This window comes from Hymenobacter arcticus (genome assembly GCF_054779975.1).
The window spans coordinates 1-14,642 of the sequence record NZ_BAAGXF010000009.1 but is presented as its reverse complement, the minus strand read 5'-3'; the positions used below and the strand labels follow the sequence as shown (position 1 = coordinate 14,642).

The 14,642-nt window shown below is 63.0% G+C and carries 11 protein-coding genes; 4 read left to right on the top strand and 7 right to left on the bottom strand.

Features of this window, described 5'->3' with window-relative positions; translation table 11 throughout:
- Nucleotides 1-119 precede the first annotated feature (119 nt).
- Complete coding sequence (gene ppk1 / locus ACYVGC_RS15380; protein ID WP_460584727.1) at nt 120-2,216, bottom strand: polyphosphate kinase; 2,097 nt, start codon at nt 2,214-2,216, stop codon at nt 120-122.
- Between the two features lie 159 nt (nt 2,217-2,375).
- Nucleotides 2,376-2,870 (bottom strand): SixA phosphatase family protein, encoded by a 495-nt coding sequence (locus ACYVGC_RS15375; protein WP_460584726.1) that lies wholly within the window; start codon nt 2,868-2,870, stop codon nt 2,376-2,378.
- 173 nt (nt 2,871-3,043) lie between these two features.
- Between ACYVGC_RS15375 and ACYVGC_RS15370 the strand changes: the two genes are divergently transcribed.
- On the top strand, nt 3,044-4,210 hold the full coding sequence (locus ACYVGC_RS15370; protein ID WP_460584725.1) for a redoxin domain-containing protein: 1,167 nt from the start codon (nt 3,044-3,046) through the stop codon (nt 4,208-4,210).
- Between the two features lie 337 nt (nt 4,211-4,547).
- Here ACYVGC_RS15370 and hflX read toward each other — a convergent pair whose 3' ends face one another.
- Together hflX and ACYVGC_RS15360 are read right to left on the bottom strand one after the other, a co-directional pair.
- Entirely contained in the window at nt 4,548-5,915 is a 1,368-nt protein-coding gene (hflX, locus tag ACYVGC_RS15365) for an HflX GTPase family protein (protein ID WP_460584724.1), read from the bottom strand.
- Nucleotides 5,916-5,932: 17 nt separating this feature from the next.
- Nucleotides 5,933-6,247 (bottom strand): c-type cytochrome, encoded by a 315-nt coding sequence (locus tag ACYVGC_RS15360; protein WP_460584723.1) that lies wholly within the window; start codon nt 6,245-6,247, stop codon nt 5,933-5,935.
- Between the two features lie 173 nt (nt 6,248-6,420).
- On the opposite strand from ACYVGC_RS15360, the gene ACYVGC_RS15355 reads away from it, so the two are divergent.
- Entirely contained in the window at nt 6,421-7,554 is a 1,134-nt protein-coding gene (locus tag ACYVGC_RS15355; RefSeq protein WP_460584722.1) for a glycosyltransferase family 4 protein, read from the top strand.
- An 84-nt stretch (nt 7,555-7,638) separates the two neighbouring features.
- Nucleotides 7,639-8,187 (top strand): dTDP-4-dehydrorhamnose 3,5-epimerase, encoded by a 549-nt coding sequence (gene rfbC, locus ACYVGC_RS15350; protein ID WP_460584721.1) that lies wholly within the window; start codon nt 7,639-7,641, stop codon nt 8,185-8,187.
- 75 nt (nt 8,188-8,262) lie between these two features.
- Here rfbC and ACYVGC_RS15345 read toward each other — a convergent pair whose 3' ends face one another.
- Complete coding sequence (locus ACYVGC_RS15345) at nt 8,263-9,552, bottom strand: UDP-N-acetylmuramoyl-tripeptide--D-alanyl-D-alanine ligase (protein WP_460584720.1); 1,290 nt, start codon at nt 9,550-9,552, stop codon at nt 8,263-8,265.
- A 236-nt stretch (nt 9,553-9,788) separates the two neighbouring features.
- On the opposite strand from ACYVGC_RS15345, the gene ACYVGC_RS15340 reads away from it, so the two are divergent.
- Complete coding sequence (locus ACYVGC_RS15340; RefSeq protein ID WP_460584719.1) at nt 9,789-12,134, top strand: T9SS type A sorting domain-containing protein; 2,346 nt, start codon at nt 9,789-9,791, stop codon at nt 12,132-12,134.
- A gap of 213 nt (nt 12,135-12,347) precedes the next feature.
- On the opposite strand, the gene ACYVGC_RS15335 is transcribed toward ACYVGC_RS15340, so the two are convergent.
- Together ACYVGC_RS15335 and ACYVGC_RS15330 are read right to left on the bottom strand one after the other, a co-directional pair.
- On the bottom strand, nt 12,348-13,145 hold the full coding sequence (locus ACYVGC_RS15335; protein ID WP_460584718.1) for a nitrilase family protein: 798 nt from the start codon (nt 13,143-13,145) through the stop codon (nt 12,348-12,350).
- Nucleotides 13,146-13,235: 90 nt separating this feature from the next.
- Nucleotides 13,236-14,405 (bottom strand): pyridoxal phosphate-dependent aspartate aminotransferase family protein, encoded by a 1,170-nt coding sequence (locus tag ACYVGC_RS15330; RefSeq protein ID WP_460584717.1) that lies wholly within the window; start codon nt 14,403-14,405, stop codon nt 13,236-13,238.
- Nucleotides 14,406-14,642 lie beyond the last annotated feature (237 nt).

The window sequence follows — 14,642 nt, the reverse complement described above, 5'->3', positions numbered from 1 at the left end:
CTGTCATTGCGAGCGCAACGCAGTGGAGCGCGGCAATCGCACTAGAACGAAGCGGCGGCGTGGGTAACGTTCTGGTGCGATTGCTTCGCTGTGCTCGCAATGACAGACGCGCTGAACAGCTACTTCCGCTTCCGCCCCGCCAGCTTCTTAAGATACTGATATTCGACCTCTTGCGCCCGCACGCGCGGTTCGCCGGGGGCGGGCTGCACGTAATTATTGTCGAAGTCGCGGGCCTTCACGTTGTCGGCGCGCTCCAGGTCGAGCAGGTGGCGCACTTCGGCACGCATGGCTTCGTCGAGGATGGGGAAGGCAACTTCCACGCGGCGGTCGAGGTTGCGGCCCATCCAGTCGGCCGACGATACGTAGACCTTTTCCGCGTCGGGCGGGCCAAAGACGTAGATGCGGGCGTGCTCCAGGTAGCGGTCCAGCAAGCCGCGCTGGCTGATGGTTTCGCTTAGGCCCGGCTCGCCCGGCACTAGGCAGCCAATGCCCCTGATTAGCAGCTCGATGTGCACTCCCGCCTGGCTGGCCGCGTAGAGCGCGGCTATCATGCCGGGGTCTTCCAACGAGTTCACTTTAAGAATGATAGATGCCGGCTTGCCTTTTTTGGCGTGGGCGGCTTCGGTGGCTATCAACTTCAGCAGCTGGGTGCGCAGCGTGAAGGGGGCCACCAGCAAGTGGTGCAGATTGGCCGGCTCCTCGCCCGTCACGAAGTAGCGGAACACCTGGTCTACCTCGGCCGTGAGCTCGGCGTTGGCCGTGAACAGGCCGTGGTCGGCGTAGAGGCCGGCGGTGGCTTCGTTGAAGTTGCCCGAGCTGAGGTAGGCGTAGCGGCGCGGCTGGTCGGTATCCTCGTCGCGGCGCGTGATGAGCAGCAGCTTGGCGTGGCACTTGAGCTCGGGCGGCGTGAAGATGACGTGCGCCCCGGCGCGCTGCAATTTTTCGGACCAATAGAGGTTGCTTTCCTCATCGAAACGGGCTTTCAACTCCACTACTACCGTCACCTGCTTGCCATTTTTCACGGCCTTGATGAGTGCCTTGGCCACTGCGCTCTTGGGGGCCACCCGGTAGAGCGTGATGCTGATGGCGCTCACGCGCGGGTCGAGGGCGGCCTCGCGCAGCAGGCGCGGCACGGCGTCGAAGGATTGGTAGGGCGGGTGCAGTAGGTGGTCGCGCCGGGCAATGGCGGGCAGCAGTGGCCCGGTACGCGGCAGCGTGGGGTGCGGCAGTTCGGGCCAAGCCGGGTTGAGCAGGTCGGTGCGGCCGAAGGTGGGGAAGCCGAAAAAGTCGCGGAAATTATGGTAGCGGCTGCCCTCCACCAGCTCCTCATCGGCGATGCCGGTTTTTTGCTTGATGGCCCGCAGCACTTCCTGGGGCGTGGCGGGGTCGAAGAGCAGGCGGGCCGGGTAGCCGGTGGCACGCTTGGCCAGGCTACTGCGAATCTTGGCCAGCAAGTCGCCCGACACCTCTTCCTCAATGTCCAGCTCCGCATCGCGGCTCAGCTTAATCGCATTGACCGTCACCTCCTTATAGCCCGGAAAGAGCGCCGGTGCGCCCACCCGCACCACATCGTCCAGAAACAGCACGCAGTGGGGGTCGGTGGGGGTGCCCGCGCCGCCAGGCAGCGCCACAAAGCGGCTGCCGTGGCGCTTGGTGGGCAGTTCCATGATGACGACGCGCTCGGTGTGGGTTTTCTTTTTGGTGCCCTTGGGCCGCTGCTCGGCCACGGGCTGGGTCAGCCAGAAGGTGAGGTACACGGCCTGGTCTTTCAGAAAAAGCTGGTGCAAGGTATCGTCCAGCACCACTGGCGAGAGCAGGTCGCGTACGTTTTTCTCGAAGTAGTGCTGCGTCCATTCGCGCTGGTCGTCCGTGAGTTGCTCGGCGCTGAGCAGGCAAATGCCTGCCTCCTGCAAAGCCGGCAGCACCTGCTCGCGGAAGGTGCGCCCGAATAGCTCCTGCTGGCGGTGCACCTCGGCCAGCACCTCGGCCAGCAGGCGCTTGGGGCGCTCGTGGGGCAGCTGGGCGCGGGTTTTTTTCTTGAGCTTCACTAGCCGCCGCAGCGTAGCCACCCGCACCTTGAAAAACTCATCCAGGTTGGCCGAAAAGATGGCCAGAAACTTGAGGCGTTCCAGCAGCGGCACCTCAGGGCACTGCGCTTCTTGCAGCACGCGGGCGTTAAAGCGCAGCCAGCTCAGGTCGCGGGGCAGGGTCTTCATTCAGTTAGCAAGGAACAGTGAGCAATGAGCAATTTTTAGGTTAACCTTTTGAAAGTCAGTTTTTAAGCTAACTATTCTCGGGCACCTAACCTAGTAGGCAGCTAAGCCAGGCGGGCAGTTTCAATAACCATACCTTTGTTAACTGCTCACTGCTCATTGCTAATTACTTTTCGGGTAGTCGTAGAAATAAAACTCGGTGTTGGTGGGCGCGGCCTCGGCCCAGCGGTCGGTGGCAAAGTGCAGGCAGAGCACGGCGGCCGTGGGCATTTCGCCGCTCAGGGGCGTGGGCAGCAGGTAGTTGGCTACGTCGGTGATGGTGGGGTTGTGGCCGGTGAGGACCACCGCACTGGCTCCGTCGGGCAGGTTGCGCACCACGGCCAGCAGCGTGTCGAGGTCGGCCTGGTAGATGGCGGGCTCCACCACAATTTTATCGTGCGGGTACTTCAGCTCACGGGCCACCAGCACGGCCGTGCTCAGGGCGCGCACGGCGGGCGAGCTCACCAGCAGGTCGGGCACAATCTGGCGCTTGGCCAGGGCCTGGCCCATGCGGGGCGCATCGTCGCGGCCGCGGTCGTTGAGCGGGCGCTCCTGGTCGTTGAGCTCGTCGAAGCTCCAGCTCGACTTGGCGTGGCGCATTAGATACAGCGTTTTCATAGCGCGAAGCTAGGCGATTACGCGTTAGGGGGGTAGTCGCTGGCGGCGGCAGGCCCCTGCCAAGGCGGCCGGCACTTAATCTAAACCAACTATTGCGGCGGCAGTGGCGCGGCCTATCTTGCACGCCAGATGCGAGTTACCAACCTTGTTCCCTTTCACATCTTCCTTTTGTTATGAATGCACTTGCCTCTTTGCGCCCGCTGCCGGTGGCGCTCACCCTGCTCCTTAGCCCCGCGCTGGCCTGGGCCCAAAGCGGCACCTACTCGGTGCAGGGCCGCCTCGGCAATAAGCTGCCGGCCAAGGCCTACCTGCGCTACCCAGTAGGAAACGATATGAAGCTCGACTCGGCGGTAGTCAAAAACGGCACCTTCGCCTTCAAGGGCACCGTGGCCGACCCCACCGTGGCCACGCTGTTTGTGGTGAAGCCCACCGGGCACTTCGTCACCAATAAGCCACTCCAAAACGTGCGGCTCTACCTGGAGCCCGGCACCATCAAGGTAGCCAGCCCCGACTCGCTGACCCACGCCACGGCGCTGGGCACGCCCCTCAACGCCGACAACACCCGCCTCACGGCTATGCTGCTGCCCACCACCGCGCAGATGAGCCAGCTGATGGACAAGTACCGCGCCGCCACGCCCGAGCAGCGCAAGGACAAAGCCTTTAGCGATGCCCTCGACAAACAGGAGGAAGCCATCGACGCCGCCCAAAAGCTGGTGCTGGCCTCTTTCATCAAAACTGCGCCCCAAAGCCAAGTGAGCCTGAGCGCGCTAAGCCGCTACGCTGGCTACTCGCTTGATGCGAATGAAGTTGAGCCACTCTTCAACGGCCTGGTCCCGGCCGTGCGCACCAGCAAAGCCGGCCAGGAGTACGCCGCCAAAATCACCACCGCCAAGCTCACCGGCGTGGGTGCCCTAGCCCCCGAGTTCACCCAAAACGATGCCAATGGCAAGCCCGTGAAGCTGAGCGACTTCCGGGGCAAGTACGTACTGGTCGATTTCTGGGCCAGCTGGTGCGGCCCCTGCCGCCAGGAAAACCCCAACGTGGTCGCCAATTTCAACCAGTACAAGGGCCGCAACTTCACGGTGCTGGGCGTGTCGCTCGACCGCGCCAACGGCCGCGACGCCTGGCTCAAAGCCATTGCCACCGACGGCCTAGCCTGGACCCAGGTATCGGACCTCAAGTTCTGGAAAAACGACGTGGCGCAACTCTACGGCATCCAGTCCATCCCCCAAAACTTCCTCGTGGGCCCCGACGGCCGCATTGTGGCCAAGAACGTGCGCGGCGAAGAGCTGGGCAAGAAGCTGGCGGCTGTGTTGCCGGTGGCTGGCGGGGCACAATAGGGTCGTCGTTCTGGCGAGCGCCTCACGGGACCCCTATGGGGCCGGCCCCCTCTCCGAAAAGGAGAGGGGGAGCCAGTCGACTTTAAGCTAAACAATAATTTGCTGCATATAAAAAAGCCAACCCTTTTGGGTTGGCTTTTTTATTCTTTTGTTTATCAGCCTTTTGCGTTAAAAAACTGGTTGGTTTAAATCCGCCATGGCTCCCCCTCTCCTTTTCGGAGAGGGGGCCGGCCCCATAGGGGTCCCGTGAGGCGCCCACCCGGGGTTGGAGTAGGTGCGTACCAGCCAGCGCATGAGCCCCATAGGGGTCCCGTGAGGCGCCCACCCGCACAACACGCTAAGACTCCTGGCTGTACTCCTGGTCGTAGCCGTGCTGAAAGTGCGGGAAGCGCTTGGCGGCCAACTCGCCCACGCGGCGGCCTAGCAGCTCGCGCAGGGCCTCGATATTGTCCTTGTCCTGGGCCGAAATAAACACTACCGGGTCGTGCATGCGGGCCATGTAGGTTTCCTGCAATTGCTCCAGCGGCGGGCGCGGCGCGGGCTCGGCAAAATCGGTGGGGAATTCCACGTCCGGGTCGTCGTCTTCGAACACGGGGGCCGGGTCCACGTCGGGCTTGTACTGGTCTATCTTGTTGAAAACCAGCAGCGCGGGCTTATCGGCCGCGCCGATTTCGCGCAGCGTTTCGTTCACCACCTCAATCTGCTCCTCAAAGGCTGGGTGCGAAATATCCACCACGTGAATGAGCAGGTCGGCCTCCCTAATTTCGTCCAGCGTGCTCTTAAAGCTCTCGATGAGCTTGGTGGGCAGCTTGCGGATAAACCCCACGGTATCAGAGAGTAGGAACGGCACGTGGTTGTCGAGCACCACCTTGCGGGTAGTGGCATCGACGGTGGCGAAGAGTTTGTTTTCGGCAAAGACTTCGGCCTTGCCCAGCAGGTTCATAATGGTGCTTTTGCCCACGTTGGTGTAGCCCACCAGCGCCACCCGAATGGAATTTTGGCGCGTTTTGCGCTGGGTATGCGCTTGCTTGTCCAAGTCTTCGAGCTTCTCCTTGAGGAACGCGATGCGGTCGCGCACGATGCGTCGGTCGGTCTCGATTTCGGTCTCGCCGGGGCCCTTCATACCCACGCCACCGCGCTGCTTGTCCAAGTGGGTCCAGAGGCCGGTGAGGCGAGGCAGTAAGTATTGGTACTGAGCTAGTTCGACCTGCGTGCGCGAGGTGGCCGACTTGGCCCGCAGCGCAAAAATATCGAGAATAAGCAGCGACCGGTCCACAATTTTGACGCCCAGCTCGGCCTCTAGGTTGCGGAGCTGCGAGGGCAGCAGCTCATCATCGAAGACGACCATGCTGGTGTTTTCGTGCTTCACCCAGGCCTTGATTTCGGCCAGCTTGCCCTCGCCCACGTAGCTGCGCAGGTCGGGCTTGTCGAGCTTCTGCACAAAGCGCTTAGTGGCCTGGGCCCCGGCGGTTTCAATGAGAAAGGCCAACTCGTCGAGGTACTCGGTGGTCTGCGCATCGGACTGCCGACGCGGGGGCACGCTCACGAGCACGGCGGTTTCGATTTCCTTGGCCGTGGCGTAGGTTTTGTCCACGTTTTTGAGCAGGTGCTTGGGCAGCTTGGTATCGCGGCGGGCGGGCGTGCTATCGGTAGCGCCGATGTGGCGGGTGCTGCCCTGGCCGTTGTTGTCTTTAGATTTTGACATAAATAGGTAACCAGCAGTTACTTGAGTGTGAGAGAGTAGCCCACCACTTGCTCTATTTGGGCGGCGGTGAGGGTTTTGGCAAAAGCCGGCATTTTACGCATCCCCTTGGTAACCAAGTAAGTGCGCCCAAAGGCATTGAGGTTGCTCTTGGTGAGGTCGTGGGCCCCGTTGAGGCCCAGGCGGCCGTCTTTGCCGTGGCAGCGCTGGCAGTTTTGTTGAAAAAGCAGCTGGCCGGGGGCAGGCGGCGCGGCCCGCGCCGCGCCCGGGGCCGCCAGCAGCGCCAGCGCCAGGCCGGCAGAATTAAAAAGCTTCATTACGGGAGCATAACGCAAAAACCACCCCGAAAGTAACCGGCGCGCCCACTTAATATAGCGAGCGGCCCGGCATCCGGCCCGACCTTTGCGAATGGTAAGTGAGTAAATGAGTAGCTGAGTAAGGGGCCTTCCTCTTGCATGTGCCCTTATTACCACTCATTTACTCACCTGCTCACTTACTCATTTACCTCGTGCGCGTTGCCTTAGTTATCAATACCTCCTGGAACATCTGGAACTTTCGGCGCGGGCTGGTAGCAGCCTTGCAGGCCGCGGGCCACGAGGTGCTGGCTATTGCGCCGCCCGATGCGTATTCCAGCCGTCTGGAGAGCGAATTGGGCTGTCGCTTCGTGCCCATCGTGATGGAAAACAAGGGCACCAACCCCATTAAGGATGCCCAGCTTACGCGGCGCTTCGTGGCGGTGTACCGGCGCGAGCGGCCCGATGTGGTGCTGCACTTTACCATTAAGCCCAACATTTATGGCACGCTGGCGGCGCGGCTGGCGGGCGTGCCCAGCATCAACAACGTGAGCGGGCTGGGCACGGTGTTCATTGTGGAAAACCTGGTGAGCAAGGTGGCGCGCGGGCTGTACCGGCTGGCGTTTCGGTTTCCGCACAAGGTATTTTTTCAGAACAACGACGACCGCGAATTATTTATCCGCTACGGGCTCATCAAGCCGGCGCTCACGGGCCTGGTGCCCGGCTCGGGCGTCGATTTGGCGCGCTTCCGGCCCCAGCCGGCCGCCGGAAAGGCACTCGGCGAGCCCTTCACGTTTCTGATGGTGGCGCGGGTGCTCTACGAGAAGGGCATTGTCGAATACTTTGAGGCGGCGCGGCAGGTGCGGGCGGCGCTGCCGACGGGGCAAATACGCTTTCAGCTGCTGGGTGGCCTCGACGAAGCCGGCGGCGTGGGCGTGCCCCGCGCCACCTTCGAGCAGTGGTTGAAGGAGGGCAACATCGACTACTTGGGCACCTCCGACGACGTGGCCGCCCACCTGCACCGCGCCGACTGCGTAGTGCTACCCAGCTACCGCGAAGGCACCCCCAAAACCCTACTCGAAGCGGCCGCCTGCGGTAAACCCCTGATAACCACCGATGTACCCGGCTGCCGCGAAACCGTGCAAAACGGCCGCAACGGTTACCTTTGCCAGGTGCGCGACGCCGCCGACCTGGCCGATAAGCTCCTCACCATGGCCCAATTGCCCCCCGCCCGCCTGGCCGCCCTGGGGGCCGCCAGCCGCGAACTGGCCACCGAAAAGTTTGACGAGCAACTAGTGCTGCGCCAGTACTTGGCCGCCGTGGCCGAGGCTGGAGAAACTGGTAAATGAGTAGGTGGGTAAATGAGCACTTTACTCATTTACCCACCTACTCATTTACTCACCTACTCATTTGCCATTTCACTCATTTGCCCTATGGAAATAATTACCCACGCCCTACCGGGCCTCCTTGAGTTTCGGCCCCGCATTTTTGGTGACCCCCGCGGTGCCTTTTTTGAGTCGTTCAGCGCCCGCACCATGGAAGGCCTTGGCTTGCCCCGCCACCACTGGGTGCAGGACAACCAGAGCAACTCTAAGGCTGGCACGCTACGCGGGCTGCACTTTCAGCGCCCGCCCCACGCCCAAGCCAAGCTGGTGCGCGTGGCCCAGGGCCGCGCCCTCGACGTGGTAGTGGACCTGCGCCACCGCTCGCCCACCTTCGGCCAGCACGCCAAAGTGCTGCTCACCGCCGAGCTGGGCAACGCGTTCTACGTGCCCGAAGGCTTCGCCCACGGCTTCGTGGCGCTGGAGGATAACACGCTGTTTCTCTACAAGTGCTCGGACTACTACACGCCGGTCGCCGAAGGCGGCGTGCGCTGGAACGACCCAGCGCTGGGCATCGACTGGGACTTTGCGGGCGAGGCGCTGGTGTCGCCCAAAGACGAGATTCTACCCACGCTGGCGGAGCTGGAGAATCCGTTTTAAGCCAGAGGTTTAGGTAAAAAGAACGTCATGCTTCACTGCGTTCAGCATGACGTTCTTTTTTTGATTTAGAAGCAGCTACAGCAGCGGCAACAGCGTTTCCAGGCCCATGCCGCGCGAGCCTTTCAATAGTACCAGCTGCCCGGCTACTGGGTGCTGGGCCAGCCAGTCGGCGGCGGCGGCCTTGTCGGCGCAGTAGTGGGCGGCCGGCTGCGCGGCGGCGGCGGCCTGCATCAGCGAGCCAATGAGCAAGGCGTTGTGCAGCCCCAACTCAACCAGCAGTTCCCCGATGGCTTGGTGCTCGGCGGCGGCGGTTTCACCCAACTCAAACATGTCGCCCAGCACCACTAGCTTGTGCGCTTCGGGCCGCTGCGCGAAGCTGCGTAGGGCAGCGGCCATGCTACTGGGGTTGGCGTTGTAGGCGTCCAGAATCAGGTCGTTGCCGTGGGCGGTGCGCACGAGCTGCGAGCGGTTATTTTGGGGGTTGTAGCTGGCCAGCGCAGCAGCCACCTGGGCGGCGGGCACCCCAAAAAAAGCCCCCACGGCGGCGGCGGCAGCCATGTTGGGAAAATTATACTCGCCGGTGAGTTGGGCGGCTACCGCGGTGCCGTCCCAGAGGCGCAGGTGCAGCTGGGGGTCGGCGGCGAGGAGCGTGGCGGGGTACGTGTCGTCGGGGCCAGGGTAATTGATACGCTGCGCCACGGCGGCGGCCAGGGCCGGGAGCTTAGCATCAAGGCTATTGACAAAAACGACTCCGTTGTTAAATTGCAAGTAGTCAAATAGTTCGCCTTTGCCCAGCGCAATACCCTCTTCGCCGCCAAAGCCTTCGAGGTGGGCCTTGCCGATATTGGTGATGAGGCCGTGCGTGGGGGCAGCCCACTGGCAGTAATCGGCGATTTCGCCCCGGTGGTTGGCCCCCATCTCAATCACGGCAAAGTCGTGCTCCTCGGGCCGCAGGCGTAGCAGCGTGAGCGGCACCCCAATGTGGTTGTTGAGGTTACCGATGGTGGCTAACACCTTGTATTTCTGCGCTAATACCACCGTCAGCAGTTCCTTGGTAGTGGTTTTGCCGTTGGAACCCGTGACGGCTAGCACGGGCCCGCGGAAGTGGCCGCGGTGCTCCTGGGCCAGGGCTTGCAAGGCGGCCAGCGGGTCGGGGGCGTAGGTGTAGCGGGCGGGGTCCTGGGCAGCTAGCTTTTCATCGTCTACCACGGCGTGGCGGGCCCCAGCGGCCAGCGCGCCGGCGGCAAAATCAGCCCCGCGGAAGCTGGGGCCGTTGAGGGCGAAAAACAGGGTGCCGGGCTGGGGTTGGCGCGAATCGGTGCTCACCTGGCCGTGGGCGGCGAGGTAGTGGTCGTAGAGGGACATCTTTTTCAAGTATCAAGCATCAGGTGGGCTCCGCGATTGTCATTGCGAGCCCAGCGAAGCAATCGCACTTGATACGATAGCCGCACGACTCGTTCTAGTGCGATTGCTTCGCTATGCTCGCAATGACAACCGGGATGTGTTCATCACTAATTAGCTTATGGCTCATTAATAATTACGTGTGCAACTTACGGTCGGGCCGGCGTTGTTAGCGGGTACTGACTTTCCTGATTTAGCTTATGCGGCGTTGTTTTCTCTTGGTAATGTGCGGGTTATGGGTAGCGCTAGGTACAGCGCGGGCCCAAACGCCGGGCGCGCAGTTTGGCTTTGCCTTCGGGAGCGTGGCCAAAATTGTGCAGGGCACCGATACCCTCACCCAGGCCTGGGCGGGCGGCCTCAACACGCCGCAGTTCAGCACTATCGACCTCAACGGCGACGGGCAAGCCGACCTCTACGCCTTCGACCGCGAAACGGCGCGCAGCTACACCTTTTTGAGCGTGGCGGGCGCGGGCGGCGCGGGGCGGCGCTGGCAGTACGCGCCCGACTACGAGGCGCTTTTCCCCAGCGACCTGGCCAGCTGGGTGCTGCTGCGCGACTACGACTGCGACGGCCGCGCCGACCTGTTCACGTTTGCCAACGGCGGCGACATCCGGGTGTTTCGCAACGTGGCCGATGCGGCGGGCCGGCCTTCTTTTACGCTGGCTAACAACCAGTTGAGCTTTCCGATTAGCAACGGCTACATCAGCAACCTCAACATCGGCTCGTATAATACGCCGTCCATTCAGGACGTCAATGGCGATGGCAAGCTCGATATCCTGACCTACGATTTTGTGGGCAATACTACGCTCCAGCTCTACCTCAACTCCAGCCCCGGCAGTTGCGGCGGCGTGGCTTCGTTCGCCCAAAGCTCCAACTTCTGGGGCCAGCTGGTGGCCTGCACCGACTGCGCCTCGTACCAGCTGGCGGGCACCTCGGCCTGCCAGGCCTACCGCCCGCTGCACAGCATGGGCCACAACGTGCTACTCATCGACCTCAACGGCGACGGCAAGCTCGACCTGCTCGATGGGCGCGATAACTGCCCGCAGCTCAGCCGTTTACTCAACACGGGCACCTCCACCACCGATGCGCAGCTGATAGCCAACGGAGCCAGCAGCGCGTTTCCGTCGGCGGCCGCGCCGGTAAATTTGCCGGTGTTTCCGGCCGCCTATTCGTTCGATGCCAACTTCGACGGCGTGCCCGACCTGGTGGTGGCCCCCAACATGAGCGACAACTCGCTCGACTTGGTGAGCATGCGGCGCAGCATCCGGCTGTATCAGAACGCGGCGGCCAACGCCACGGCAGTGCCCAGCTTCAGCCTCGTCAACGACAGTTTTTTGCAAGGCGACATGCTCGACGCCAGCGAGGGCAGCGCGCCGGCCTTCGGCGACCTCGACGGCGATGGCCTGGCCGACATGCTGGTGGGCAACCAGGGCGACCTGGTGGGCGGCTACTACCGCGCCAGCCTTTACTACTACCGCAACGTGGGCACGGCCCGCCGCCCAGTGTTTCGGCTCGTGACCGACGACTACCTGGGTTTGGCCGCCGCGGCGGCCCGCACGCCGAGCATCCGGTTTGAGAGCCTGCGCCCGGCGCTGGTCGACCTCAACCGCGACGGCGCCCTCGACCTGGTATACTCGGTGTACAATGGCACCACTAATCGACTTAACTACATTTTAAACAGCTCATTAGCCAACCAAACGGCTAGCTTTAGCCCGGCCCGGGCCAGCTACTTCAAGCCGCAGGGCGCGGCGGGTAGTGGCGTGCTACCGGCCCGGCAGGGCGACACACCGTGCTTTTTTGACGTGGACGGCGATGGCTACGTGGACCTGCTACTGGGCACCAACGACCTGGCGGAGGCGGGCGGCAGCCTGCGCTACTTCCGCAACCAGGGCCCGGCGGCGGGTGGCAACGTGGACAACCTGTTTGTGCTGGCCAATGCCGACTACGGCCGGCTGCTGGACCAGGGCAGCCGCCCGCCCTACCTGGCCCCGGTGGTGGCCGACTTCAACGGCGACGGCCGCCCCGATTTGCTGACCCTCACGGGCCGCGGCACGGTGAGCTTCTACAACGATTTTCGCGCGCAGGGCGGCACCTTCATTGGCAGTAATGAGCTGTTCTACAATGCGTTCAGCAGCCAGTACGAGCCGGCGCGGCTAGGCCACGGCTACGTACTGCGCTTTGCCGCCGCCGCCGCCGACCTCAACCAGGACGGCAGCCCCGAGCTCTACATTGGCACCGAAACGGGGGGCGTCATCAGCTTCCTGGGCCGCAACCGCACGGTGCTGGCCGCTCGCCCCAGCGCGGCTAGCACGCTGGCCCTCAGTCTCTACCCCAACCCCGCCGCCCAAACCGCCACCGCCCAAACTGCCCAGCCCACCCGCGTGCGGGTGTTTGACCTGGCCGGCCGCCTGGTGCGGACTGAAAGCGCCCTGCTGCGCACCCACAGCCTCGACCTGAGCGGCCTGGCGCCCGGCCTCTACGTGGTGCAGGCCACCGCCGCCGATGGCACCGCCACCAGCCAGCGACTGGCGGTGAGTGGGTTATAGGAGGGTAAGGGGTAGGAGGGTAAGGGGTAGGAGGGTAGGAAGAACGTCATGCTCATCTGTCGGCCACGCAGTGAAGCATCTCGCGTGGGTTACCAACCCCATCCAACGATGTAAGCGAGATGCTTCACTGCGTGGCCGACAGATGAGCATGACGTTCTTCCTACCTTCCTACCCTCCTACCCCCCTACCCCCCTACCCTTTAATACCTATCAATCAACATTTTATTAGGCTAAACTCATCCGCATCCTGCAAGAAAGGCATTTTCTCACGGCAGGCTAGCAGAGGGGCGGCTTGCAGGGTGTGGGTGAGCACGGTTTGCATGTTGCCGGCCTGGGCCACGTACTCGCCATACATATTGAGCAGGGCCGAGTGGCCGGCGTAATCGTGGCCCAGACCATCGGTACCCAGGCGGTTGACGCCAGCCACGTAGGCCAGGTTTTCGATGCCGCGGGCGCGCAGCAGCGCCTTCCAGATTTCGGCCCGCACCTGGGGCCAGTTGGCCACGTAGAGGAGCAGGTCGTAGGGGTCGTGCTGGTCGTTGCGGCTCCAAACCGGAAAGCGCAAATCGTAGCAGATGAGCGGCCGGATCCGCCAGCCGCGCCACTCCTCCAGCAGCCGCCCGGTGCCGGCGGTGTACACTTCATGCTCGCCAGCCAGCCGAAACAGGTGGCGCTTGTCGTAGCTGCTGTGCGTGCCATCGGGGCGCACCCACAGCAGGCGGTTGTAGTAGCCGGCGCCATCCTGGGTGAGCACGCTGCCCGTCACCACGGCGTCGTAGTGGGCGGACTGCGCCTGCATCCAGGCCAGGGTGGGGCCGGGGTACACCTCGGCCTGGGCGGCGGCCTCCATGCTGAAGCCGGTGGTAAACATCTCGGGCAGCACGATGAGGTCGGTGAGGCCGGGGCCCGGCAGGCCCGAGGCCAATAGGTCGGTAAGCTGCACCAGGTTGGCGGCCGGGTCATGCCAATGTAAATTGGCCTGCACCAACGAAACGGTAAAATCTCTGGTCATAAATTGCTAATAAATCGTTTGTTACCAAAATCTACCAGCAGCTTGGTGGGCTAATTTAGTACTACTACGGCTACTTGCCAATCACCTTTTTCACAGCTGAACCGGCAGCTGGCCCAGGCAAGCCGCCGCCGCCCGCAGGGTAGCGGAGCCTTTGGCAAAGCAAAAACGAACCAGGCCCGCGTCGTAGCCATCGTGGTAGAAGGCCGATACCGGCACTACCGCCACCCCCCACGTACGAGCTAATTCCTCCGCCAGATGTAGGTCGCCCTTGGTAGAGAGCCGTTCGTAGCCGGCCAGCTGGAAATAGCCACCGGGCACGGGCAGCAAGTCCCAGCCAGTGCCGGCTAGCAGGCCCGCAAACTCGTCGCGCTTGGCTTGGTAAAAGCCGGCCAGCCCGCGGGCGTGAGCGTCAGTGGTGTCGGCTTCGAGCACGTCGGCCAGCGCGTGCTGGGTGGGTGTGCTCACGGCAAACGTCACGAACTGGTGCACCCGGCGCAGCTCGGTGCTCAGGGCCGGCGGGGCCAGGCAGTAGCCCACCTTCCAGCCGGTGGCGTGGTAGGTTTTGCCAAATGAGGAGAGCACGAAGCTGCGCGCCCGCAGCGCTGGGTGCTGGCGCGCACTGCGCGGCGGCACCCCGTCAAACACCAGGTGCTCATACACTTCGTCGGACAGCACCAGCACGTCGGTGCCCTCCACGAGCGTGGCCAGGGCATCCCAATCGGCAGCGCTGAACACGGCCCCGCTGGGGTTGTGCGGCGAGTTGACCATAATGAGCCGGGTGCGCGGCGACATCGCCGCCCGCACCGCCGCCCAGTCGGGCCGGAAGCCGGGGGCCGGCAGGCGCACGTAGCGCGGCACGCCGCCTTGCAGCCGCACGGCCGGCCCGTAAAGGTCGTAGGCCGGCTCCAGGATGATGACCTCGTCGCCGGGTTGCACCACGGCTGCCAGCACCCCATACAGCGCCTCGGTGGCCCCGGCCGTGATGGTCACCTCCGTATCGGGGTCGGGCGCGGGGGCATCGGGTTGCAGGCGGCCCACCTGCGCCGCCACGGCCGCCCGCAGGCGCGGCAGCCCCGGCATGGGTGCGTACTGGTGGCTGCCGGGGGCCAGCGCGTGCCGGGCCAGCGCCTCGCGCAGGGCCAGCGGCGGGTCATAGTCCGGAAAGCCCTGGGCCAGGTTGATGGCCCCGGTTTGCTGGGCCAGCGAAGTCATTTGCGAAAAGATGCTGACGCCCACATCGGGCAGCTTGGATTGCAGCATGGAAAAGGAGAAAGAGCGTGATACTCAGTGCAGATTACTGTTTGTATTTAACGAAGAATTCACGACTCGGATGGTAATTTTGGGGAAAGTACCTATCCGCCTCCTTTCGGGGCTCCTTTTATTCTGCGTATGCCTGTTATCTACCGTACTTCATTTATTAAGAGGCTATCCAAATAGGCAATTATACCAAGTGATTCGAGCGCAGGCAAAATGGAGCATGGCGAGGTAGTTTTCGGG

Excerpts from the sequence above, each read along its gene's own strand:
- ACYVGC_RS15375 (WP_460584726.1), bottom strand. The coding sequence starts at position 2,870 with ATGAAAACGCTGTATCTAATGCGCCACGCCAAGTCGAGCTGGAGCTTC.
- rfbC (WP_460584721.1), top strand. The coding sequence starts at position 7,639 with ATGGAAATAATTACCCACGCCCTACCGGGCCTCCTTGAGTTTCGGCCC.
- hflX (WP_460584724.1), bottom strand. The coding sequence starts at position 5,915 with ATGTCAAAATCTAAAGACAACAACGGCCAGGGCAGCACCCGCCACATC.
- ACYVGC_RS15330 (WP_460584717.1), bottom strand. The coding sequence starts at position 14,405 with ATGCTGCAATCCAAGCTGCCCGATGTGGGCGTCAGCATCTTTTCGCAA.
- ppk1 (WP_460584727.1), bottom strand. The coding sequence starts at position 2,216 with ATGAAGACCCTGCCCCGCGACCTGAGCTGGCTGCGCTTTAACGCCCGC.
- ACYVGC_RS15370 (WP_460584725.1), top strand. The coding sequence starts at position 3,044 with ATGAATGCACTTGCCTCTTTGCGCCCGCTGCCGGTGGCGCTCACCCTG.
- ACYVGC_RS15345 (WP_460584720.1), bottom strand. The coding sequence starts at position 9,552 with ATGTCCCTCTACGACCACTACCTCGCCGCCCACGGCCAGGTGAGCACC.
- ACYVGC_RS15335 (WP_460584718.1), bottom strand. The coding sequence starts at position 13,145 with ATGACCAGAGATTTTACCGTTTCGTTGGTGCAGGCCAATTTACATTGG.
- ACYVGC_RS15340 (WP_460584719.1), top strand. The coding sequence starts at position 9,789 with ATGCGGCGTTGTTTTCTCTTGGTAATGTGCGGGTTATGGGTAGCGCTA.